Below are 18,959 nucleotides of genomic sequence, written 5' to 3' on the forward strand. Positions count from 1 at the left end.
CTTTGCGGCGGCAAAGAAAGTAAGTGCCGCCCCGCACAGGGGCAACGCCCGCGCCGCGAGGCGCTAACGCGGATGCCAGCGAAAGGCAAAGCAAACCAACCCAACCCAAACCACGGCAACGCAAACCATCCCAACTGCGTCGCAGACAGAAAAAAGCCACATTTTTCAAACTATCTACATCAATTGCCAAAACGGTGCCCTTCCTGCGGCAAGCAGGAATCATTTCCGATATAGTCGCCATTTTTGGCCATTCGAAAAGCCCGCGCGCAGCGAAGAAAATGCACGAATGTCGTTTCGAATACCAAATGAAAAACCTAAAAGACCATTAACTCTTTTCCCTGGAAATCGAATGCGAGCAATCATTCTTGCCGCGGGTCTCGGCCTGCGACTCCAGCAACCGCCGGGGGAGCAGTTTCCAAAATGTCTGTTGCGTTTCGACGGCGTCACGCTGCTCGAACGTCATCTGCAGATGCTGGAGGCCGTTGGCGTCGATGACGTCGTCCTCGCGCTCGGCTTCCAGCCGGAACTCGTCGAAGGCGAGCTCAATCGCGCGGGCCGCAAGGTGCCCGAGATCAAGCTCAATCCGCGTTTCGATCTCGGCAGCGTGCTGACGGTGCACACCGTCGCCGATGCGCTCACGCGCGGCGGCGACGTGCTGCTGATGGACGCCGACGTGCTCTACGACGAACGCATGCTGGCCGCGCTCGTCGCGGGCGACCACGCGAACCGGCTGCTGATCGACCGCGACTACGAAGCGGGGGACGAGCCCGTCAAGCTGTGCCTGAAAAACGGCGTGCCCGTCGAGTTGCGCAAGCAGTTGGCCGTCGGCCTCGACTACGACACGATCGGCGAATCCGTCGGCTTTTTCCGCTTCACGCAAGCCGCCGCGCAACGCTTCGCGCAGATCGTAGCGGGCTATATCGATAGCGGCCGCGCGAACCTGCCGCACGAAGAAGCCGTGCGCGACCTGCTGCTCGAACGCAGTCACGCATTCGATACGGCCGACGTCACCGGCCTGCCCTGGATAGAAATCGATTTTCCCAACGACGTTGCGCGGGCAACCGAGGACGTCCTGCCGCAACTTCAGCGTCCAGCATTGCATGAGACCCGGGTAAGCGCCAACGCGCTAACCCAGGCCGACACAGGAGTAACACGATGAACGCACGCGAACCCTCTTTCGTCACCATTGCATCCCGTAGCGCACGCCTGCGCCAGATGCTGACGAGCAACGAACTCGAATTCCTGATGGAAGCCCACAACGGCATCTCCGCGCGGATCGCGCGCGAAGCCGGCTTCAAGGGCATCTGGGGCTCGGGCCTCGCGATCTCGGCGCAGTACGGCGTGCGCGACAACAACGAAGCAAGCTGGACGCAGGTCGTCGATACGCTCGAATTCATGGCCGACGCGAGCGACCTGCCCATCCTGCTCGACGGCGACACCGGCTACGGCAACTTCAACAACGTGCGCCGCCTCGTGCGCAAGCTGGAGCAGCGAGGCATCGCGGGCGTCTGCATCGAAGACAAGGTATTCCCGAAGACGAACAGCTTCATCAACGGCGAAGCGCAGCCGCTCGCCGATATCGATGAGTTCTGCGGCAAGATCAAGGCGGGCAAGGACTCGCAGACGGACGAGCATTTCTCGATCGTCGCGCGCGTCGAAGCGCTGATCGCGGGCTGGGGGATGGAAGAAGCGCTGAAGCGCGCGGAAGCGTATCGCCAGGCGGGCGCCGACGCGATCCTGATTCACAGCAAGCTGTCGCGTCCCGACGAGATTCTCGAATTCGCTCGCGAATGGGCGGGACGCGGCCCGCTCGTGATCGTGCCGACCAAGTACTACAGCACGCCGACGGAAGTGTTCCGCAAGGCGGGCATCAGCACGGTGATCTGGGCGAATCATCAGATTCGTGCGGCCACGTCGGCGATGCAGGCAGTGGTCAAGGAAATCTACGAGAACCAGACGCTCGTCAACGTCGAAGACCGTATCGCGACCGTCAACGAAATCTTCCGCCTGCAGGATGCCGACGAGTACTCCGAAGCCGAAGAGCGCTATCTGTCGGCGTCGCGTGCATCGGGCTCGGCTGTCGTGCTCGCCGCGAGCCGCGGCAAGGGGCTCGAAGCCGTCACGACGGATCGTCCGAAGGTCATGCTGCCGATCGCGGGCAAGCCGCTGTTGCGCTGGCTCGTGGATGCGTTCAAGAAGCAGGGTGTCAACGACATCACCGTGGTCGGCGGCTATCGCGCCGATGCGATCGACACGGCGGGCATCAAACTCGTCGTCAACGAGCGTCATGAGCAAACGGGCGAACTGGCGTCGCTCGCGTGTGCCGTCGACGGCTTGCAGAACGATACCGTGATCTCATATGGCGACCTGCTGTTCCGCAGCTACATCGTGCGCGATCTGGTCGATAGCGAAGCGGCGTTCAGCGTGGTCGTCGATTCGTCGAGTGCCGCCGAATCGGGCGCGAACCAGAGCGTGCGCGATTTCGCATGGTGCTCGTCCGCCGACGATCGCGGCCTGTTCGGCAACAAGGTGTTGCTGCGCCGCGTGTCGAGCAACGAAGCCGACGTGAAGGGCGAAGCGCCGCACGGCCGGTGGATTGGTCTTTTGAACGTGCGCGGCGCAGGCTGCGAGCGTCTGCAGGCGGTGATGAAGACGCTGCGCGCGCGCCCCGATTTCGACTCGCTCGATATGCCCGCGCTGCTGAATGCGCTGATGGAAGCCGGTGAGGAAATCGAAGTGCAGTACGTGCATGGCCACTGGCGCGGCGTGAACGATCTCGAGGACTTCCGCCGCGCGGGCGATTTCGCGCACGAGCAGACACCCCTCGCGAAGGTCGACGCAGCGGGAGGCGCCGCGCAATGATCGATGCAGCACAGTTCGTCGAGGCGGCGCGCGAGCGCGGCTTTGACTGGTACGCGGGCGTGCCGTGCTCGTACCTCACGCCGTTCATCAACTATGTGCTGCAGGACCCGAAGCTGCATTACGTGTCGGCGGCGAACGAAGGCGATGCTGTCGCGTTCATCGCGGGCGTCACGCTTGGCGCGCAGAATGGCCGCCGTGCAGTGACGATGATGCAGAACTCGGGGCTCGGCAATGCCGTGAGTCCGTTGACGTCGCTGACGTGGACGTTCCGCTTGCCGCAGCTTTTGATCGTCACGTGGCGCGGCCAGCCGGGCGTGCCCGACGAGCCGCAGCATCAGCTGATGGGCCCCATCACGCCGGCAATGCTCGACACGATGGAAATTCCGTGGGAGACGTTCCCGACGCAAGCGGAAGCGATCGGTCCCGCGCTGGATCGCGCAGTCGCGCATATGGATGCGACGGGCCGCCCGTACGCGCTCGTGATGCAAAAGGGCAGCGTCGCGCCGTATGAGTTGAAGGACTCGGGCCGCGCCGCGAAACGCGAAGTGCGTGCGCCGCGCGATGTTTCGCGCGATGTTGCGCCCGATGCGCTGCCGACGCGTAACGAAGCACTGCAGCGCGTGATCGCGCACACGCCTTTGAATTCGACGGTCGTGCTTGCGTCGACGGGCTTCTGCGGCCGCGAGCTGTATGCGATCGACGACCGGCCGAACCAGTTGTACATGGTCGGCTCGATGGGATGTCTGACGCCGTTCGCGCTGGGTCTCGCGCTCACGCGCCCGGACCTGCATGTCGTCGCGCTCGACGGCGACGGCGCAGCGTTGATGCGCATGGGCGTGTTCGCGACGCTCGGCGCCTATGGCCCGCCGAACCTCACGCACATTCTGCTGGACAACGGCGCGCACGATTCGACGGGCGGTCAGGCGACGGTCTCGCCGCAGGTGTCGTTCGCGGGCGTCGCGGCGGCGTGTGGCTATGCGTCGGCTGTCGAAGGCGATGACGTGAGCCTGATCGACGAACTATTCGCGTCGCCGCAACTCGACGGCCCGCGCTTCGTGCGCGTCGCGATTCGCCGGGGCACGCCCGACGGCCTGCCTCGCCCGACCATCACTCCACCCGATGTGAAGACGCGTTTGATGCGCCACATCGCCATTTCCGGCTCGAACGAAGGAGCACGCTGATGCTGCTGATGAACCCTGGCCCCGTCACGCTGACCGAGCGCGTGCGCAACAGCATGCTGCAAACGGACCTGTGCCATCGCGAAAGCGAGTTCTTCGATCTGCAGGACGAAGCGCGTACGCGGCTGCTGAAGCTGTACGACCTCGACCCCGCGCAATGGAGCGCCGTGTTGATGACGGGCTCAGGCACGGCCGCCGTCGAAAGCATGATCGCGGCGCTCGTGCCGGAAAGCGGCAAGCTGCTGATCGTCGAGAACGGCGTGTACGGCGAGCGCATTACGCAGATCGCGACGCAGTACCGCATCGCGCATCGCATCGTGAAGCACGAGTGGATGCAGGCGCCCGACCTCGCGCGCATTGCGTCCGCGCTCGATGCCGACACGTCGATCACACATGTTGCCGTGATTCATCACGAAACGACGACGGGGCGCCTGAACGATCTGAAGGCGCTCGCACAAGTATGCCGCGCGCGCAACGTGAAGATGCTCGTGGATGGCGTGAGCAGCTTCGGCGCGGAAGATATCGATTTTGCAGAAGGCACGATCGCCGCCGTTGCCGCGACGGCGAACAAGTGTCTGCATGGCGTGCCTGGCGCGGCATTCGTGATCGTGCGCCGCGATGCGCTGGCGCAGGCGGCGAGCCGCACGTACTATCTCGGGCTCGCGCGTCTCGCGAGTCTGCAGGATCAGCGCAACACACCGTTCACGCCTTCCGTGCACGCGTACTACGCGCTCGTCGAAGCGTTGCGTGAACTCGATGACGAAGGCGGCTGGCATGCGCGTCACGCGCGTTATGCGGCGCTCGCCGAGCAGGCGCGCGCGGCGCTGGCGGCGCGTGGCATCGATAGCGTGCTGTCGCCGCAGGAGTCGTCGGTGGTATTGCGCGCGTATCGTCTGCCGAAGGGCATTGCGTACGAGCAGCTGCACGATGCGCTAAAGGCGCGCGGCTTTGTGATCTACGCGGGGCAGGGCGGTTTGTCGAAGGAGTTGTTCCGCATCTCGACGATGGGCGCGATTCACGCGCCGGATATCGACAGATTGCTTGCGAGCTTCGACGAGCTGATGCGGGTCGCCGTGGATGAAAACGCGGGTTAAGGCGCTGTCCCAGCACTGACCTTGCATAAACGCCCGGAACCGGCTTCGACTGTCCGCATGAAAGGGCGTTTATGAAGGTTGCACAAAGGTTCTTTTGGGGAAAACACTAGAACATGGTCCCGAACATCGGGACAAGGAAGCGATTCCCGTATTCGCTCATGTGGTGCATGTCCGAATAGAGCGGCCGCCCCTGGTACGAGCCGCGACACTTTCCATTGGGGCACAGATAGGGCGTTGGATCGAGCAACTTCACGCCGCACTGATCGCGTGCTTCGCGCATCAGCGCAAGGACGTGCGCGTTGCGCTTATAGTAGTCGGCGACATCGAGCGTCATGTCCGGCGCGGCCGGGTTCACGAGCTTTTGCCGTGCAAGGGTGGCTGGCAAATTCACGTCGAATTCGGGAACGGGCTCGACAACGTAGACGGGTCGGGCTTTGGCAAGATTGCACATCGTCGTCAGGAAATGTTTCCTGTACTGATCCATCGAGAAGGGCATGCCATTGCGCTCCGGATGACCCGGATCGACGAAAGATAGCTGGCTAGTGGCGTCACCCGACATATATTGCGACCAGTGATTCACGATGATGACGGGCGGCATCTTCGACGTATTCTGCTGGAGCAGATTGAGGTACTTCTGATTGGCGTCGAGGCAAGCACCGTCGGCGCGGCGCACGCCTTCCACAGTAGGGCACCCTTGGAGCGCAATCAGAATGACGTCGCCACGCTGGCCGTTCGGGACGGCCGCGCTGATTGCTCCCGCGAGTGCTTCCGCATGGCTGTCACCGAGGACGACGGCGCGGCTCTTCACCTGCGTCTTGAACACGTCACAGGGGTCCAGCAGCATATGGCAGACGCTGCGATCTGGATTCGTGTCGTAGGTTTCACGATCGGCGACATAGACCGACTGATCGAAGCGGTTGGGTATGCCTTGCTGGTAGTAGACCACCGCGCCGCCGACAAAGACGATCGCTGCGAACGCGAGTGTCACGCGAAGCTGGGCAAGGGGCGCCAATCGACCGGTATTGGACACCTTTCCATGTGTGCGCGATTCGACGAACTTCCATGAGAGGTAGCCGAGCGTCATCGATCCGACGATGCCACCCGCTATCCATAGCGGATTCCCCAAATGTTCGTAGTAGCTTATCCCGACAACGATCGGCCAATGCCAGAGATACACCGAATAAGAAATCTTGCCGACGAACTGGGCAACTCCAGAACCCGTCACTTTGGAATCGTTCCGTGCGGCCGCGACGATCAGCGCGGTGCCGATAACGGGTACGGCCGCCAACCAGCCGGGCCAATCCATACGCGTGTTGAAGCTCACCGCCGCGAGCGCGATGAGCAGAAGACCCGTCCACTCCAGCGCCACACGCGCGCGTGCGGAAGCGCGCAGCGGGTACAGATACACCAGCGCGCCGGCCAGCATTTCCCACGCCCGCGTTGGCAACAGGAAAAACGCCGCGGTTGGCCATTTCGTTGGTGAAGCGAGGTATACGCAGATGGCGAAGGATATGACCGTCGTCGCAATGATCCATCTGCGTACCCACGCGAATGACGCCCACCTCGTCAACAGGACGAGCGCGAGCGGATAGAGCATGTAGAACTGCCACTCCACTGACAATGACCACGTATGCAGCAACCACTTGTCGAGGGAGCGAACATCGAAATAGCCGGCCTCGCGCCAGAACGAGATATTGGAGAAGAATCCGAGACTCGCCGCCGCCTCTTTGCCGAGTGCGCGAAACTCCGATGGCAAAAGGACCATCCATCCAAAGACCAGCAATGCGAAACAGAGCACCGCAAGGGCCGGAATGATCCGTCGTGCACGGTACCTGTAGAACGTCAGGGTCGAAAAGGATCCGTTGTTGATGCCTCTGAAGATGATGTCCGTCATCAGGAAGCCGGAGATGACGAAGAACACATCGACACCAACGAAGCCGCCAGTGAAATGAGGTACGGAGAAGTGGTAAAGGACGACGATCAATACGGCGATGGCGCGGACACCGTTGATATCGTTTCTGAATTTCATAGAAGCGCTCCTATCGCTCGATGCACGCGGGTACGGGAGACGGCAATCGAACGTTCGGACAGACCCGATATCCACTCAGTTCTGGCGGGCGGCGCAAACACGCACTTAAGCTCCGTTGTCTTGTCGCCCGGAGTCTGGCAACTCGCATCCATGTGACGCGACGCTTTGCTCTCGGTGTCCATCTTTTCGTCTCCAGAATCACGAAAGAGATGCGGCGAGCCGGCACCCACGCAAAGGAGTGTCTGTCGTTTCGAATTCTGGCTCTGTTGGTTAGCCCACGTAGTGGACCGGCCTGCGCCGATTCCATGGTCGAAGCGAATCGGCAGTGGCGCGAAGTTATTTCAGGGGCGGAGCACTAGATCAAGATCTCGACGGAGTGCATCGCACGTTGGATTTCGGATGATTGCATCCATTTCTCGCCGCGCACCGTTTCGATCAGGCAGTCGATGAAGCAGCGGGATGCCGCATCCGGCGGCTCGCCGCTGCGCGTGATGATGCCGACCATCGAATCGGCGAGCTGTTCACGCAACGGCAGCGCACACAGGCCGTCGCGCTCAGCGCACAATTCGATCAACGGCCACGGGAAAATGCTGACCATGTCGGTGTATCTGAGAAGCGCGACGGCCACGGCCAGTGAGTGAAGATAGTGAATACTGCGAGGCACGGGCAACCCGTACTGCGCGAACATCCGATAAGGCGCCTGGCCCTCGGTTTCGGGGTCGAGTGCAACCAGCCAGTCGAGATCGAGCAGGTCCGCCAGTGAGCGGCTTTCCGCATTCGGATGATTGCGTCGCGCGACCACTGCGCGGCTCGACGCGAACAGCGGCCGATACGCAAATTCAGTCGTGGTGCTGACGCCGGGCGTCTGTCGGCCGATATAGATGTCGAGGCTGCCGTCGCGCAGCCGCGGATTCGCGATCGCGAGCAAACCTTCGAACAGTTCGATTTGAATCTGCGGCATCTGCTCGCGGAAACGGGCAACCGTTTCCGGCAAAAACGTCAGCGCCACCCATGCAGTGACGGCAACGGAGAGACGCTTGCGTGCATTGCCGCGCAGCGCGTCCATGGCTTCGTGCGCGCGCGATATTTGCGACACAATCAGCCGTGAGTGAGCAGCGTTTGACCTGAAGCCGTCAGCGTGACGCCGGATGGCGTGCGCAATACGAGCTGCATTTGTAGTGAGTCCTCCAGTAACTGAAGGCTTTGAGTGACTGCGGCGGGCGACATGTTGAGCAGTCGCGCTGCGCCGCGAACGCTGCCGACCTCGGCGATTGCAACCAGCACTCGGAGTTGATGGGTTTTCATCAGGACACCAGATTTTGATCTGTGTCATGCATGGTGTTCAGTTTCGCTTTACGCGTTCGGTGACAAGGATCATTCCCGTCATGAATTCAACGGCTTATCCTCGCTTCACGTGTTCGATTTGCCGCGTTGTGTTCCGCCAAAAGGCGTTGATGCTTTAAACGCTGCGCGCAGATTGCTGCATGTTGTATGTGCTGTGTCCACTACCAATGTTTAAGCATAGGAGTGTCGCGATGATTCAACAAGGTTCCAGGCAGCACGCGGGGTCCACTCCGCTCAACGCCGCGGACTTATCGCGGGGCAAAGGGAAGGGCGCGCTGCATGAATGCAGTACTGCTTCACGACGGGCAGCGCAGTTCGATCGCCGATCAATGTTCGATTCGCTCACTGGTCTGTACAGGCGGGCCTATGTTGTCGAGCGTGCCGCGCTGCTGCTGAACTCGTCGCACACGTCAGTGTTGTTCATCAACCTGGACGATTTCCGGCGAGTCAATGAGACGGCCGGGTACGCGTCGGGCGATCGGGTGTTGCGAGCCGTTGCGCATCGGCTTGCGGGTGCGGCACGTTCCGGGGATCTGATCGCGAGGTCCGGCAGCGACGAATTTCTCATTCTGATGGACTGCTACGAAGAGCGTGAGTTGGCCAGATGCGCTGCCCGGATCATCGGTCTGATCGGCGCGCCCTTCATGATCGATGGTCGGGAGCTCACGGTGGGCGCGTCGGTCGGCATTGCGCGTCGATCCGATGGCAAGCCCGACACCGCGACGCTCGTGCGCAATGCGGAGATGGCGATGCGTGCGGCCAAAAGGCTCGGCCGCAACTGCACGCAGTTCTTTACGCAAGCGATCGACGGCGAAATGGAGCGTCGCGCCAAGATCCAATCGGCATTGCCGGGAGCGTTGGCGGGTGGTGAGCTGGCGCTTGCGTGGCAACCCGTCGTCGATGGCGCGTCAGGTAAGACGGTTTGCGCGGAAGCGTTGCTGCGCTGGACGCATGACGAACTCGGCGCCGTGTCGCCCATGCAGTTCGTGCCGATCGCCGAACGGAACGGTCTGATCGGGAGCATCGGCGATTGGGTGCTCGAGCAGGCATGCACACAGGCGCAACAGTGGCGCCGCAGTGTTGCGCCCGACCTCGGCATCGCGGTCAACATCTCGCCGCTTCAACTCGACAAGCGCTTCGTGAGGAAGATCTCCCGCGTTCTCGAACTCAGCGGAATTCACCCTTCGGCGCTCGAACTGGAGATCACGGAAGGCAGGCAGGTGCTCGACACGCCTTCCGTCATGTCGTCGATGGCGGCCATTGCCGGCTTCGGCGTGAAGTTCGTCATCGACGATTTCGGCACGGGGTATTCGTCGCTGTCGTATCTCAGGCGTCTCCAGGTGCACGGGCTGAAGATCGATCGATCATTCGTTGCCGGGCTGCCGCACGAAAGCCGTTCGGTTGCGATCGTGGAAGGGCTCGAGAAAATCGCGCATTCGATGGGCCTGACCGTGACGGCCGAGGGCATCGAGACGAATGAACAGGCAGCGTTCCTGCGCGAATGCGGGATCGACCGCATGCAAGGTTTCCTGTTCAGCCACCCGCTAAAGCCCGACGACTTCATCAACGGTTATGGAAGGCGCGGAAGCTAGCGACCAGAAACGAGACATCACAGTTTGCAGCCGGAACGGGCTGTACATGAGCGCCATCGAAGCGCGTTGAAGTGGAGTGAGAAGGAGAGAGAAGATGTGGAGAGAAAAGATGTTCGATGCGGAAGCCGCCGTGACGCTGTTGAACAACACGGCTTACCCGATGTTCGCCGACCGCGGTGACGGGCACCTCGACGTTTTACGTGAGGGTAATCTCGAGTTTACTCACGAGCGAGGCTTCGTCGGCACGCCCGGTATTGACGACATTACCGTTTGCCTCGCGGAATCGCTATATTTCAGCGACGGCTCAAGAGCGTTGCGCATCACGGTCCCGCACAGCGCAAGTGGCTGGTCACAATGGACTGCATTGCAGCCGCTTCCTCAAACGCAATTGCAATGAGCCACGGGTGAAAGACCCGCTCGGCGCGGCGATGAGCGCCCCAGACTTTTCCCTTTAAGCAAGAAAGCGCCTCGCGTCAGCCGACGCGAGGCCCGCAAAACCTCCCGCAGATCTAACGCATTCTAGTCACTGATATGGCTAGGGAAACGAACGAGCCAAAACAATAAGGATTCCATAATAAAAGACAAAAAATTCTGTTCAAGCCCGTCATGGATAGAAACAGCGATCGCGATTAAATTTGGAAGTATAGAAAATGAAGCATCTTAAGAGCTTTGTATTTGTCGTCCTTTCAATTGTCGTTTCGATTGTCTTTTCGTCAGCGGCGCACGCGCAGAGCAGCGGCAATCCAGCCACGGTTGTCGTCAACGGTGTCACATGGACGAAGTGTGCCGACGAGCATGGCACGTGCAAATTCTCCGGCACGCAAAGCGTGCTCTATGGTTCATGGCCTCCGAATTCGCCTTCGGCAATGTACGCGGTGAACGGCACTTATACAGGTAGCGTGCCTTGCGACAATAGCGCGATGGCAGACTCGGCGTACGGTTATCGGAAGTCGTGTTATATCAAATCGGCCACCACGAGCACCCCTGCGAGATACACGCCGCCCGCGCTGGTCAACCCCGTCAGCCCGGTCGCCTATGGCGCGAAGTGCGATGGCGCAACGGATGACACGGCCGCGTTCCAGAAGGCGATCAATGCGAGCGATGTGTTGGTTCCTGCCGGCACATGCGTCATCAATGGCACGATCAACGTGCGTTTGAGCAACCGCCATATCCAGTGCCAAGGGACCATCCTCAAGCGCACCACGGGCTTCAACATGCAGATGTTCATCATCGGCGACTACAAGAACGCGTATCACGATGACAGCATTGTCGAGTGCAACTTCGTGGCGCAAACACGGCAGCCCCGCAGTACTACGACAATGATGCGCGCCACTGGGATATTCCGATTGAAACCGCGGGTCCTGTCAGCAAGTTTTTCCTGGCAGGCAACAGCTTCAAGCAGTTCTTCGGCCAGTCGATGTTCCAGACCTACGGCACGACGGATGGCGGTAGCGGTGACATCATCGAGTACAACACGTTTGCAAGCTGCGGCTACTATGGTCCCGTGTTCGTTGCGCATACGAACGGCTACATCGGGCATAACACGGTGACCGACTGCGCTGTGGGCATCGAGAACGACAACACCATGCAGGCGACGGGCCACAACGTGATCGAGTACAACACGATTAACGCCGTGTATGGCTATGGCGCACCCGACATGGGGTCGTCGGTGATGCTGACGGGCGGTGTCGCGGCGAGCGCCGACTACTCCACTAACATCGTTCGCAACAACACCGTGTCGGGCAAGAGCAATGTACAGGGTTTCCGTGGCGCTAATATCCCGAGCAAAACCATCATCGGCAAGAACTGGGGCGTGAAATCCGCGCAGTATTCGAATAACACCTGCACTTCGGGTTGCTCGGTGACGCCGTAATCATGCATCAATAAGTGAAGCGGGCAGCTTCACGTGAAAAAAAGCGCGCCTCACGTCAAACGACGCGAGGCGCGCAAATCGCACGCAGCTCAAACGCTTTTAGAAGCTGTGCTTCAGTCCCACTGTCACCGACACCTGCTTGTCGGTGGTCGAATTCGGCAGATTCGGAATCTGCGCGTAGTTCGCAGCCTGTCCCGTCACGGGGTCCGTGCCGATCCCGCTGCCTGCAGCCTTCTGGAAAATTCCCACTGCGTACAGCGTCGTACGCTTCGACAGGTTATACGTCGCGCCAAGATTGACCTGATGGAATTTCGGCGAGCCGCTCACGTCGGTTTTCATCGAGTTGTAGATATACGCGATGCCCAGCGAAAGCGCGGGCGACAGCGCGTAGGTGCCATTCACCTCGACGATATCGAAACGCGCATCGGCGCCTTGCGGCAACGCGGCGCTCGCGAAATACTGGCTGTCGTCGAGCCGCGTATGCGTGTAGACGAGGCCGATCGTCGCCGGTCCGATCGTATATGAGCCGCCCGCGCCGAATGCCTTCAGCGAGTGCGCGTTTTGCAGTTCGCAGTACATCGCGGTCGGATTGGAACACGCGAAGTCGCCGATATAGCCTTGCTCGCCGCCGAGCGCGGCATCGAGCGGATTGTTCAGGTCGAGATAGCCGATGCCGAACGAGAAGGGCGCGGTGTTGTAGCTCGCGGCGACGGCCCAGCCGCGCTTCTGCGAGAAGTCGCCCGCGACCCCGCCCAGCGAATACGTGCCGCTCACGGAGAAGCCCGCGATGGTCGGGCTAACGTACTGCACCGCGTTGTTGAGATTGAGCGCGGCATTCAGGTTGTCGACGTCGCCGATGTGCGAGCCGTACAGCGTGGCCCACGTGATGCTCGACGCGTACGGCGCGAGCGCGTTGGTGTACGAGTCGAACTGGCGGCCGAAGGTCAGCGTGCCGTAGGTTTCGTTCGTCAACCCGACCCACGCATTCTGGTTGAAGAGCGCGCCCGCTTGCACGAAGTTGCCGCTGCCCGTGAAGAAGCTGTTTTCCAGCTTGAACGTGACGGCCGTGCCGCCGCCGATGTCTTCGCTGCCCGTCAATCCGAAACGCGACGGCGCGAGGTTGCCGCCCGTGAACTGAAAGTTGTGGCCGCCGCCGACGCTGCCGTCCGCATGTGTGACCTGCTGGTTGTTCGTGTACGTGATGCCGGCGTCCACATCGCCGTACAACGTGATGCTGTTCTCCGCGCGTGCGCCCTGCGCCACGCCGAGTGCGGCCGCCGCGGCTGCGAGCGTTGCCGCCGCCGCCGCGATTTTGCGCGGCGTCGTCCGATGCTTCATGTCTGTTCCCCTATGTTTGTGCCTTGTGATCGTGCGTTCGACGTGCATCGCCGATAGAGCGGCGATGCACGAGGAGTGCTTACGCGTAGTTCATCATCACGGACTTGCTTTCCGTGTACTGGTCGATGACCGCGCGGCCCAGCTCGCGGCCGAAGCCCGACTGCTTCATGCCGCCGAACGGCAGCGCGTTGTCGAGCAGCGAATGGCAGTTGACCCACACGGTCCCTGCCGCGATGCGCGGAATCAGCTTGTGAATCGCCGACATGTCGTTCGACCAGATGCTCGCGCCGAGGCCATACGGCGTGTCGTTCGCGAGCTGAACGGCCGTGTCGATATCCTCGAAGGGCATCGCGACCAGAACCGGCCCGAAGATCTCTTCGCGCACGATGCGCATCGTGTGGTTCGTATCCACCATCACGGTCGGCTCGACGAAAAAGCCCGGCTTGTCGACGGGCTTGCCGCCTGCCGCTGCGCGCGCGCCTTCCGCGAAGCCCGAATCGATATAACCGCACACGCGGTCGCGCTGTTTCGCGGACACGAGCGGACCGATCTGCGTCGACGGGTCCATGCCCGCGCCGATCTTCATGCTTTTCGCGATCTGCGCGACGCCGTCGATCACCTTGTCGAACACCTTGTTGTGGATATAGACGCGCGAGCCCGCCGTGCACACCTGGCCCTGGTTGAAGAAGATCGCGTTCGCGACGCCTTGCGCGGCCTTGTCGATATCGACGTCGGGCAGCACGATCACGGGCGACTTGCCGCCGAGCTCCAGCGACATGCGCGTCATGTTGTCGAGCGCCGCGTGGCCGATCAGCTTGCCCGTTTGCGTCGAGCCCGTGAACGCGATTTTGTCGATGCGCGGATCGCGCGACAGCGCAGCGCCCGCCGTATGGCCGTAACCCGTGACGATATTGACGACACCTTCCGGGTAGCCCGCTTCGCGGATCAGTTCGCCCAGACGCAGTGCGGTGAGCGGCGTGTCCTCAGCGGGTTTCAGCACGACGGTGCAGCCCGTCGCGAGGGCAGGGGCGAGCTTCCACGCGGCCATCAGCAGCGGGAAATTCCACGGAATGATCGCGCCGACCACGCCGACGGGCTCCTTGCGCGTGTACGCGAACACTTCGCTGCCCGGCATGTACGGCATGCCCGCATCGATCACGCTGCCTTCGATCTTGGTCGCCCAGCCCGCCATATAGCGGAAGCACTGCGCGGCCATCGACACGTCGAGCCCAAGAGCGACCATCACCGATTTGCCGTTGTCGAGCGATTCGATTTCGGCGAGCTCGCGCGCGTTCGCGTCGACGAGATCGGCGAGCTTCAGCAGCAGACGCTCGCGGTCGGTGGTTTTCATCGTGCGCCACGGGCCTGCATCGAATGCGCGGCGCGCCGCGGCGACGGCCTGCTGCACGTCATGTTCGTTGGCTTCGGGCACGCGCGTGAGCACGCTGCCATCGGCGGGATTGACCACGTCGATCGTGCGGCCCGACGACGCATCCGTCCACTCCGCGCCGATCAGCATTTTCTTCGGCTTCGCGAGGAACGCTTGCGTCGCGGCGAGCAGCGGGAAGGTGTTATTCGTCTCCATCTTTCGTTTCCTTTGCTTGGGATGTTCAGTAGCGGTCCGCGACGCCCTTGATGCCGCGCGCGTGCAGATCGCGGATCAGTCCGGCGCGCACGGTCGCGACATCGGAGAAGGCGGGGCGGCGGTGCTCGGTGACTTCAGCGGCCGTATAGGGCTTGAAGTCCTTCGGCAACGCGTCGCGGTTCATCGTCGTGAGCAGCCAGTTCAGCACGTCGGCGAGCTCCTGATCGGAGAGCGCGGAGTTCGACGCGCCCGGCACGCGCATCACGTATTCGCGCCCGGCGGGCAGATGCTCGAAGTAGCCGAGCGAGTTCGCGAGCGGCGGCACCTTGCCTGCAATGCCGCCACCCGTCGCCGTGTGGCAGCCCATGCAGTTGAGCACCCAATGCTGTTGCGCGAGCGACGCATCGGCATGGCTTTGCGCGTTCGCGGGCGAGGGCGGCGCGAAGGTCGCGGCGCACGCGACGAGCAGCATCGATATGCGGCGCGCCGCGCCGATCCACAGCGCCGCCGTGCGGGCAGCCCGCGCGCCGCGCGCGGGCTGCTGCGTCTGAACGCGGTCGCCGGCACGAGGCACACGGGCGGCGATCATAAGCCGAGTCCCTTCGTGACGAGCGCGCGTTGCGCGTGGACGGCGGCGCTATCCATCGCTTGCGCGCGCGCGGCCTTGATGTCGGCAGCCGTGAACGGCTTCGTGTCGCCATGCTGCGCGTTCAGGTCGAACACGACGTAGTTCAGCACCTGAGCCAGGTCTTCATCGCTTGCGCTTGCGAAGCTCGGCATCTTGAAGTTGTAGCTCTTGTCGTGGACCTTGATCTCGCCGAACATGCCGTGCACCACCGTCGACGTGAGCTGCGCGCGGCCTTGCGCCGTCGTCGAATATTTGCCGGGATACTCGGTAAGCGGCGGCGCGAGACCATCCTGACCCTTGCCGCCCGCCTGATGGCAGACAGCGCATTGCGCGTCGAACATGCTCTTGCCGGCGGGGTAGTGGACCGTCTGCGCGTGCGCGCTGCCCGCTATTGCAAACGATGCCGCCGCCGCGATGCACGCGGTCGCGATTTTTCCAGCGTGATTCACTTTCATTGCTTTGCTGCTCCAAGCAGGACCGAAACCGAACAGTGATAGTTCGAATTGCCGTTCGCCATGCACCAGTTGATGTCGTTGTCGAGCGACAGCTTGTAGAGCGGCTTCTCGCGTTCGTTGCGATTGCAGAAGCACTTGCCGCACGAAGTCTTGCCGCAGCAGTCGTTGTACGAAACGATGTAGTCGGAGCCGTCATGAGGATTGCGGCAGGTGCCGATCCACGTGATCGGCGAAGGCGTCGTGCCCGGCGGGCAGCTGCTCGACGTGCCGCCGCAGCAGCTGCAAAGCCAGCCGTCGATCGCGCAGTACTTCCAGTAGTCGCAGCTCATCGGATCGTCGCTTGCGCCCGATGCAGCCGCGCCGGATGCAGCCGATGCCGCCGACGCCGCATCGGCTGCATAAGCCGTGCGATCGACGGGCAGCAGCGGCAGCATCGCCGAGCCGACCAGCACCTTGCCGAGCTTCGCCATCGCGCTGCGCCGCGAACTGCGCTGCGCGACGCCGCGCGCCGACTTCTCGAACCATGAATCAAAAACGCCCATGTGATTGTTCTCCGCTCAGGTTGTATTCGGGTTCGGCGCCGTATCAAACGTGTTGTGCGTGTTGCTCGTGCTGCTCGTGGCGATGATCGCCATGCACGAACTCCTGCAGCGATGCGACGCCGCGCTCCTTCGCTTCGAACAGGCTTTCCAGATGCTCGCGCGTATTGACGAGGCCCTTTGCGCGGACCTTGCCGCTGTCGTCGAGCAGCACGGCATACGGCAGCTTGCCGATCTGATAAGCCATGCCCAGTTCCTGCGACAGCACGTACGGGAAGCGATCGAGGTTCTGCTTCTGCGCGAAGCGCTGGTGTTCGGCGAGATCGCCGTCGCTCGCGAGCACGATGTTGACGGGCGTCGACTCGCTTGCCTGCAGCGACGGCAGCAGCGGCAGCAGCTTCTTGCAGACGGGGCAGGTCGGCGACAGGAAGAACAACAGCGTGGCCTTGCCTTGCGCGTCGATGCCGCCCACTTTGACTTGCTGGCCGCGAATGTCGGACAGCTCGAAGGTCGGTGCGATTGCGCCGACAGCGGGGCCTTTGTCGATCATCAACGCGCCGGCGGGCATGATGCGTTCATAAAGAATGCCGACCTGGCGAACGAGCGCGAGACAGATCGCGCCGAGCGCGAGAACGGCGATCCAAAGGAGCGCGGTGGAAACGGTGAGAGCGGTTTGCATCATGAATTCCTCAGGTGGGTGAGGCGCGGCACGTTGGCGAGCAGCACGTCGAAAATGAGCAGTGCGCAGACGATCAGCAGCACGGCGAAGAAGAGCGTCAGGTAGTCGAACCACACGATCGAACGCGTCGCGGGCTCGATGAACGCGGTGGCGGCGAGCGCGGCGAGCAGCAATGCGCGCGCGACATGGAACCAGCCGATGCCGCGCGGCGCGTTGGCTTGCGTTGCCGCTTGCGTCGCGGCAAAGCCCGAGCAGCCGCAGTCGATATCGGTGTGGCCGCGCAGGATGTTGAACGCGAGCCCCGCCGCAAACACGAGCAGCAGCGCGACCAGCACGATCGCGCCGATCACGCGCGTATCGGGGAACAGCAGCGCCGCTGCGCCGACCGTTTCCGCAGCCGCGATCGCGAACGCGGCGGGCGCCGTCAACGCGTCGGGCAGCAGGCGGTAATCGCCGAGCGCCTGGCGGAACGCAGCCGGGCGCCGCCATTTGGCGACGGCGCCGAGCAGCACGACAATCGCCGTGCTGGCTTGCGCGAGCGTCGCGAGTACAGGATCGAGCATCATGTCGGCCTCACGGATTGACGAGCAGCGACGACGTATTGCCGACCTGCTTTTCGACGTGCTGCAACTTGCCCGTGCGCGCATCCATCACGACGAGATCCGACGTGCCCGTGATGCCGTAGAAGAGCGGCTTGTCGTCGTCGCTGACCTGGATCGATGCGATCGGGTCGATCTTCTGCTGCGACAGATCCCAGCGCGCGATGCGCTTCCTGGTCTGCAGGTCGTACACCCAGATTTCCGTGCCCGGGTCCTTGTGCGAGCCTTCCTCGCCCTTGTGCATCGCGACGTAATAGCGATGCAGCTTCGCGTGCACGGCCGTCTGCTGCAGGCCGCCCGGACGCCAGCCTTCGGCGCGCTCGGCATCCGTCAGCAGCGACCACGGCTTGCCGAACACGGGCTTGTCGCCGTGGAAGTCGGCGCTGCTCACCATGCCGTGGAAAGTCGTGAACAGATAGCCGCCCTGATACGGCGATGCGTTGATGTACGCGGGGTCCTTGTCGACGTCGATGAATGCATCGGACTGCGTGCGCTTCGCTTCGTTGCCGTTTGCATCGAGCGTGATGGTCAGCGCCTTGCCGCTTTCGCACAGGCCTGTGAAGCGGTCGTTACCCGACGGATACGCGAGCACGCATGCCGCCATGTCGATCTCCGACAACACCTTCTTCGACGCCACGTCGATCACCGTCACGGAGGCGGCGGGCGTGATGTTCGACACGTACAGGCGCTTGCCGTCCGCGCTGAACGTGGTGTTGTACGGCGTCGGAATGTGCTGGCCGTGCTTCGGCGGAATAATGATTTCGCCCGTGTGATCGAGCGTCCCGTTGTCGGTCAGCTCGACGACGTCCGTGCGCGTGCCGTGCGAGCCGCGCGCGAAATAGGTCGTCGACACGAAGCTCGTCTTGTGGTCCGGCGAGATCGCGAAGCCGGGCGCGAAGCCCGCATCGATCTGGCCGAGCAGCTTCTTCGCATCGGCGTCGTACAGGTAGACGCGCGCATCCGTCATCGACGGCATCGAGATATCGACGACGAAAACCTCGTGCGGATGCCACGCCGGCAGCTTCTGCACGGTCAGTTCTTCGGGTTTTTCGATTGCGTGCGCGCTGCCGATGCATGCAGCGATTAACGATAGCGTCGCCGCGATGGACGCGGTTCGTCGCCTTGTTCTCATGTCGCCTCCAGTTGAGATTTACGATGTGTAGG

Annotated in this window: 17 protein-coding genes and 2 pseudogenes; 8 read left to right on the forward strand and 11 right to left on the reverse strand. The window is 62.1% G+C overall.

Annotated features, from left to right (window positions below):
• The coding region (locus J8I87_RS39345) for a hypothetical protein (RefSeq protein WP_209937818.1) at positions 1 to 241 on the reverse strand (241 nt) is incomplete at its 3' end.
• A gap of 108 nt (positions 242 to 349) precedes the next feature.
• On the opposite strand from J8I87_RS39345, the gene J8I87_RS39350 reads away from it, so the two are divergent.
• The 4 genes from J8I87_RS39350 to J8I87_RS39365 are packed head-to-tail and all read left to right on the forward strand — an operon-like array spanning position 350 to position 5,134.
• Positions 350 to 1,159: an NTP transferase domain-containing protein gene (locus tag J8I87_RS39350; RefSeq protein WP_209937819.1), complete on the forward strand. Its 810-nt coding sequence runs from the start codon at positions 350 to 352 to the stop codon at positions 1,157 to 1,159.
• Positions 1,156 to 2,862, forward strand: a complete 1,707-nt coding sequence (gene aepX / locus J8I87_RS39355) for a phosphoenolpyruvate mutase (RefSeq protein ID WP_209937820.1) — start codon at positions 1,156 to 1,158, stop codon at positions 2,860 to 2,862. Before J8I87_RS39350 ends, aepX begins: the two co-directional genes overlap by 4 nt.
• Positions 2,859 to 4,043 (forward strand): phosphonopyruvate decarboxylase, encoded by a 1,185-nt coding sequence (gene aepY / locus J8I87_RS39360; RefSeq protein WP_209937822.1) that lies wholly within the window; start codon positions 2,859 to 2,861, stop codon positions 4,041 to 4,043. Before aepX ends, aepY begins: the two co-directional genes overlap by 4 nt.
• On the forward strand, positions 4,043 to 5,134 hold the full coding sequence (locus J8I87_RS39365) for a 2-aminoethylphosphonate aminotransferase (protein WP_209937823.1): 1,092 nt from the start codon (positions 4,043 to 4,045) through the stop codon (positions 5,132 to 5,134). The genes aepY and J8I87_RS39365 overlap by 1 nt, the downstream gene beginning before the upstream one ends.
• A 106-nt stretch (positions 5,135 to 5,240) precedes the next feature.
• On the opposite strand, the gene J8I87_RS39370 is transcribed toward J8I87_RS39365, so the two are convergent.
• Positions 5,241 to 7,163 (reverse strand): acyltransferase family protein, encoded by a 1,923-nt coding sequence (locus J8I87_RS39370; RefSeq protein WP_209937824.1) that lies wholly within the window; start codon positions 7,161 to 7,163, stop codon positions 5,241 to 5,243.
• A gap of 355 nt (positions 7,164 to 7,518) precedes the next feature.
• Positions 7,519 to 8,468, reverse strand: a pseudogene (locus J8I87_RS39375) (LysR family transcriptional regulator).
• A gap of 368 nt (positions 8,469 to 8,836) precedes the next feature.
• Here J8I87_RS39375 and J8I87_RS39380 point away from each other — a divergent pair.
• From J8I87_RS39380 to J8I87_RS46130, 4 genes and pseudogenes are all read left to right on the forward strand, one after another.
• The gene (locus J8I87_RS39380; protein WP_209937825.1) at positions 8,837 to 10,099 is read left to right on the forward strand and encodes a putative bifunctional diguanylate cyclase/phosphodiesterase; all 1,263 of its coding nucleotides are present in this window, start codon (positions 8,837 to 8,839) and stop codon (positions 10,097 to 10,099) included.
• A 109-nt stretch (positions 10,100 to 10,208) separates the two neighbouring features.
• The gene (locus J8I87_RS39385; protein ID WP_209937826.1) at positions 10,209 to 10,496 is read left to right on the forward strand and encodes a hypothetical protein; all 288 of its coding nucleotides are present in this window, start codon (positions 10,209 to 10,211) and stop codon (positions 10,494 to 10,496) included.
• 523 nt (positions 10,497 to 11,019) lie between these two features.
• A pseudogene (locus tag J8I87_RS46125) lies at positions 11,020 to 11,340 on the forward strand (glycosyl hydrolase family 28-related protein); the annotation flags it as partial.
• A 32-nt stretch (positions 11,341 to 11,372) separates the two neighbouring features.
• Positions 11,373 to 11,972, forward strand: coding sequence for a hypothetical protein (locus J8I87_RS46130; protein ID WP_313068129.1), 600 nt, complete (start codon positions 11,373 to 11,375; stop codon positions 11,970 to 11,972).
• 99 nt (positions 11,973 to 12,071) lie between these two features.
• On the opposite strand, the gene J8I87_RS39400 is transcribed toward J8I87_RS46130, so the two are convergent.
• The 8 genes from J8I87_RS39400 to J8I87_RS39435 form a co-directional block, all read right to left on the reverse strand.
• On the reverse strand, positions 12,072 to 13,310 hold the full coding sequence (locus J8I87_RS39400; RefSeq protein ID WP_209937830.1) for a porin: 1,239 nt from the start codon (positions 13,308 to 13,310) through the stop codon (positions 12,072 to 12,074).
• Positions 13,311 to 13,389: 79 nt separating this feature from the next.
• Positions 13,390 to 14,895, reverse strand: coding sequence for an aldehyde dehydrogenase family protein (locus tag J8I87_RS39405; protein ID WP_209937831.1), 1,506 nt, complete (start codon positions 14,893 to 14,895; stop codon positions 13,390 to 13,392).
• A gap of 25 nt (positions 14,896 to 14,920) precedes the next feature.
• Positions 14,921 to 15,484, reverse strand: coding sequence for a cytochrome c (locus tag J8I87_RS39410; RefSeq protein WP_209937832.1), 564 nt, complete (start codon positions 15,482 to 15,484; stop codon positions 14,921 to 14,923).
• Positions 15,481 to 15,978, reverse strand: a complete 498-nt coding sequence (locus J8I87_RS39415; protein ID WP_209937833.1) for a c-type cytochrome — start codon at positions 15,976 to 15,978, stop codon at positions 15,481 to 15,483. Before J8I87_RS39415 ends, J8I87_RS39410 begins: the two co-directional genes overlap by 4 nt.
• Positions 15,975 to 16,520, reverse strand: a complete 546-nt coding sequence (locus J8I87_RS39420) for a methylamine dehydrogenase light chain (protein WP_209937834.1) — start codon at positions 16,518 to 16,520, stop codon at positions 15,975 to 15,977. The genes J8I87_RS39415 and J8I87_RS39420 overlap by 4 nt, the downstream gene beginning before the upstream one ends.
• Positions 16,521 to 16,563: 43 nt before the next feature.
• Complete coding sequence (gene mauD / locus J8I87_RS39425) at positions 16,564 to 17,199, reverse strand: methylamine dehydrogenase accessory protein MauD (RefSeq protein WP_209937835.1); 636 nt, start codon at positions 17,197 to 17,199, stop codon at positions 16,564 to 16,566.
• Positions 17,196 to 17,762 carry a MauE/DoxX family redox-associated membrane protein gene (locus J8I87_RS39430; protein WP_209937836.1) on the reverse strand — a complete coding sequence of 189 codons (567 nt, stop codon included), beginning with the start codon at positions 17,760 to 17,762 and terminating at the stop codon, positions 17,196 to 17,198. Before J8I87_RS39430 ends, mauD begins: the two co-directional genes overlap by 4 nt.
• A 7-nt stretch (positions 17,763 to 17,769) precedes the next feature.
• Positions 17,770 to 18,927, reverse strand: coding sequence for an amine dehydrogenase large subunit (locus tag J8I87_RS39435; RefSeq protein ID WP_209937838.1), 1,158 nt, complete (start codon positions 18,925 to 18,927; stop codon positions 17,770 to 17,772).
• Positions 18,928 to 18,959 lie beyond the last annotated feature (32 nt).

It is taken from the genome of Paraburkholderia sp. LEh10 (assembly GCF_017814945.1).
Taxonomy (GTDB): domain Bacteria; phylum Pseudomonadota; class Gammaproteobacteria; order Burkholderiales; family Burkholderiaceae; genus Paraburkholderia.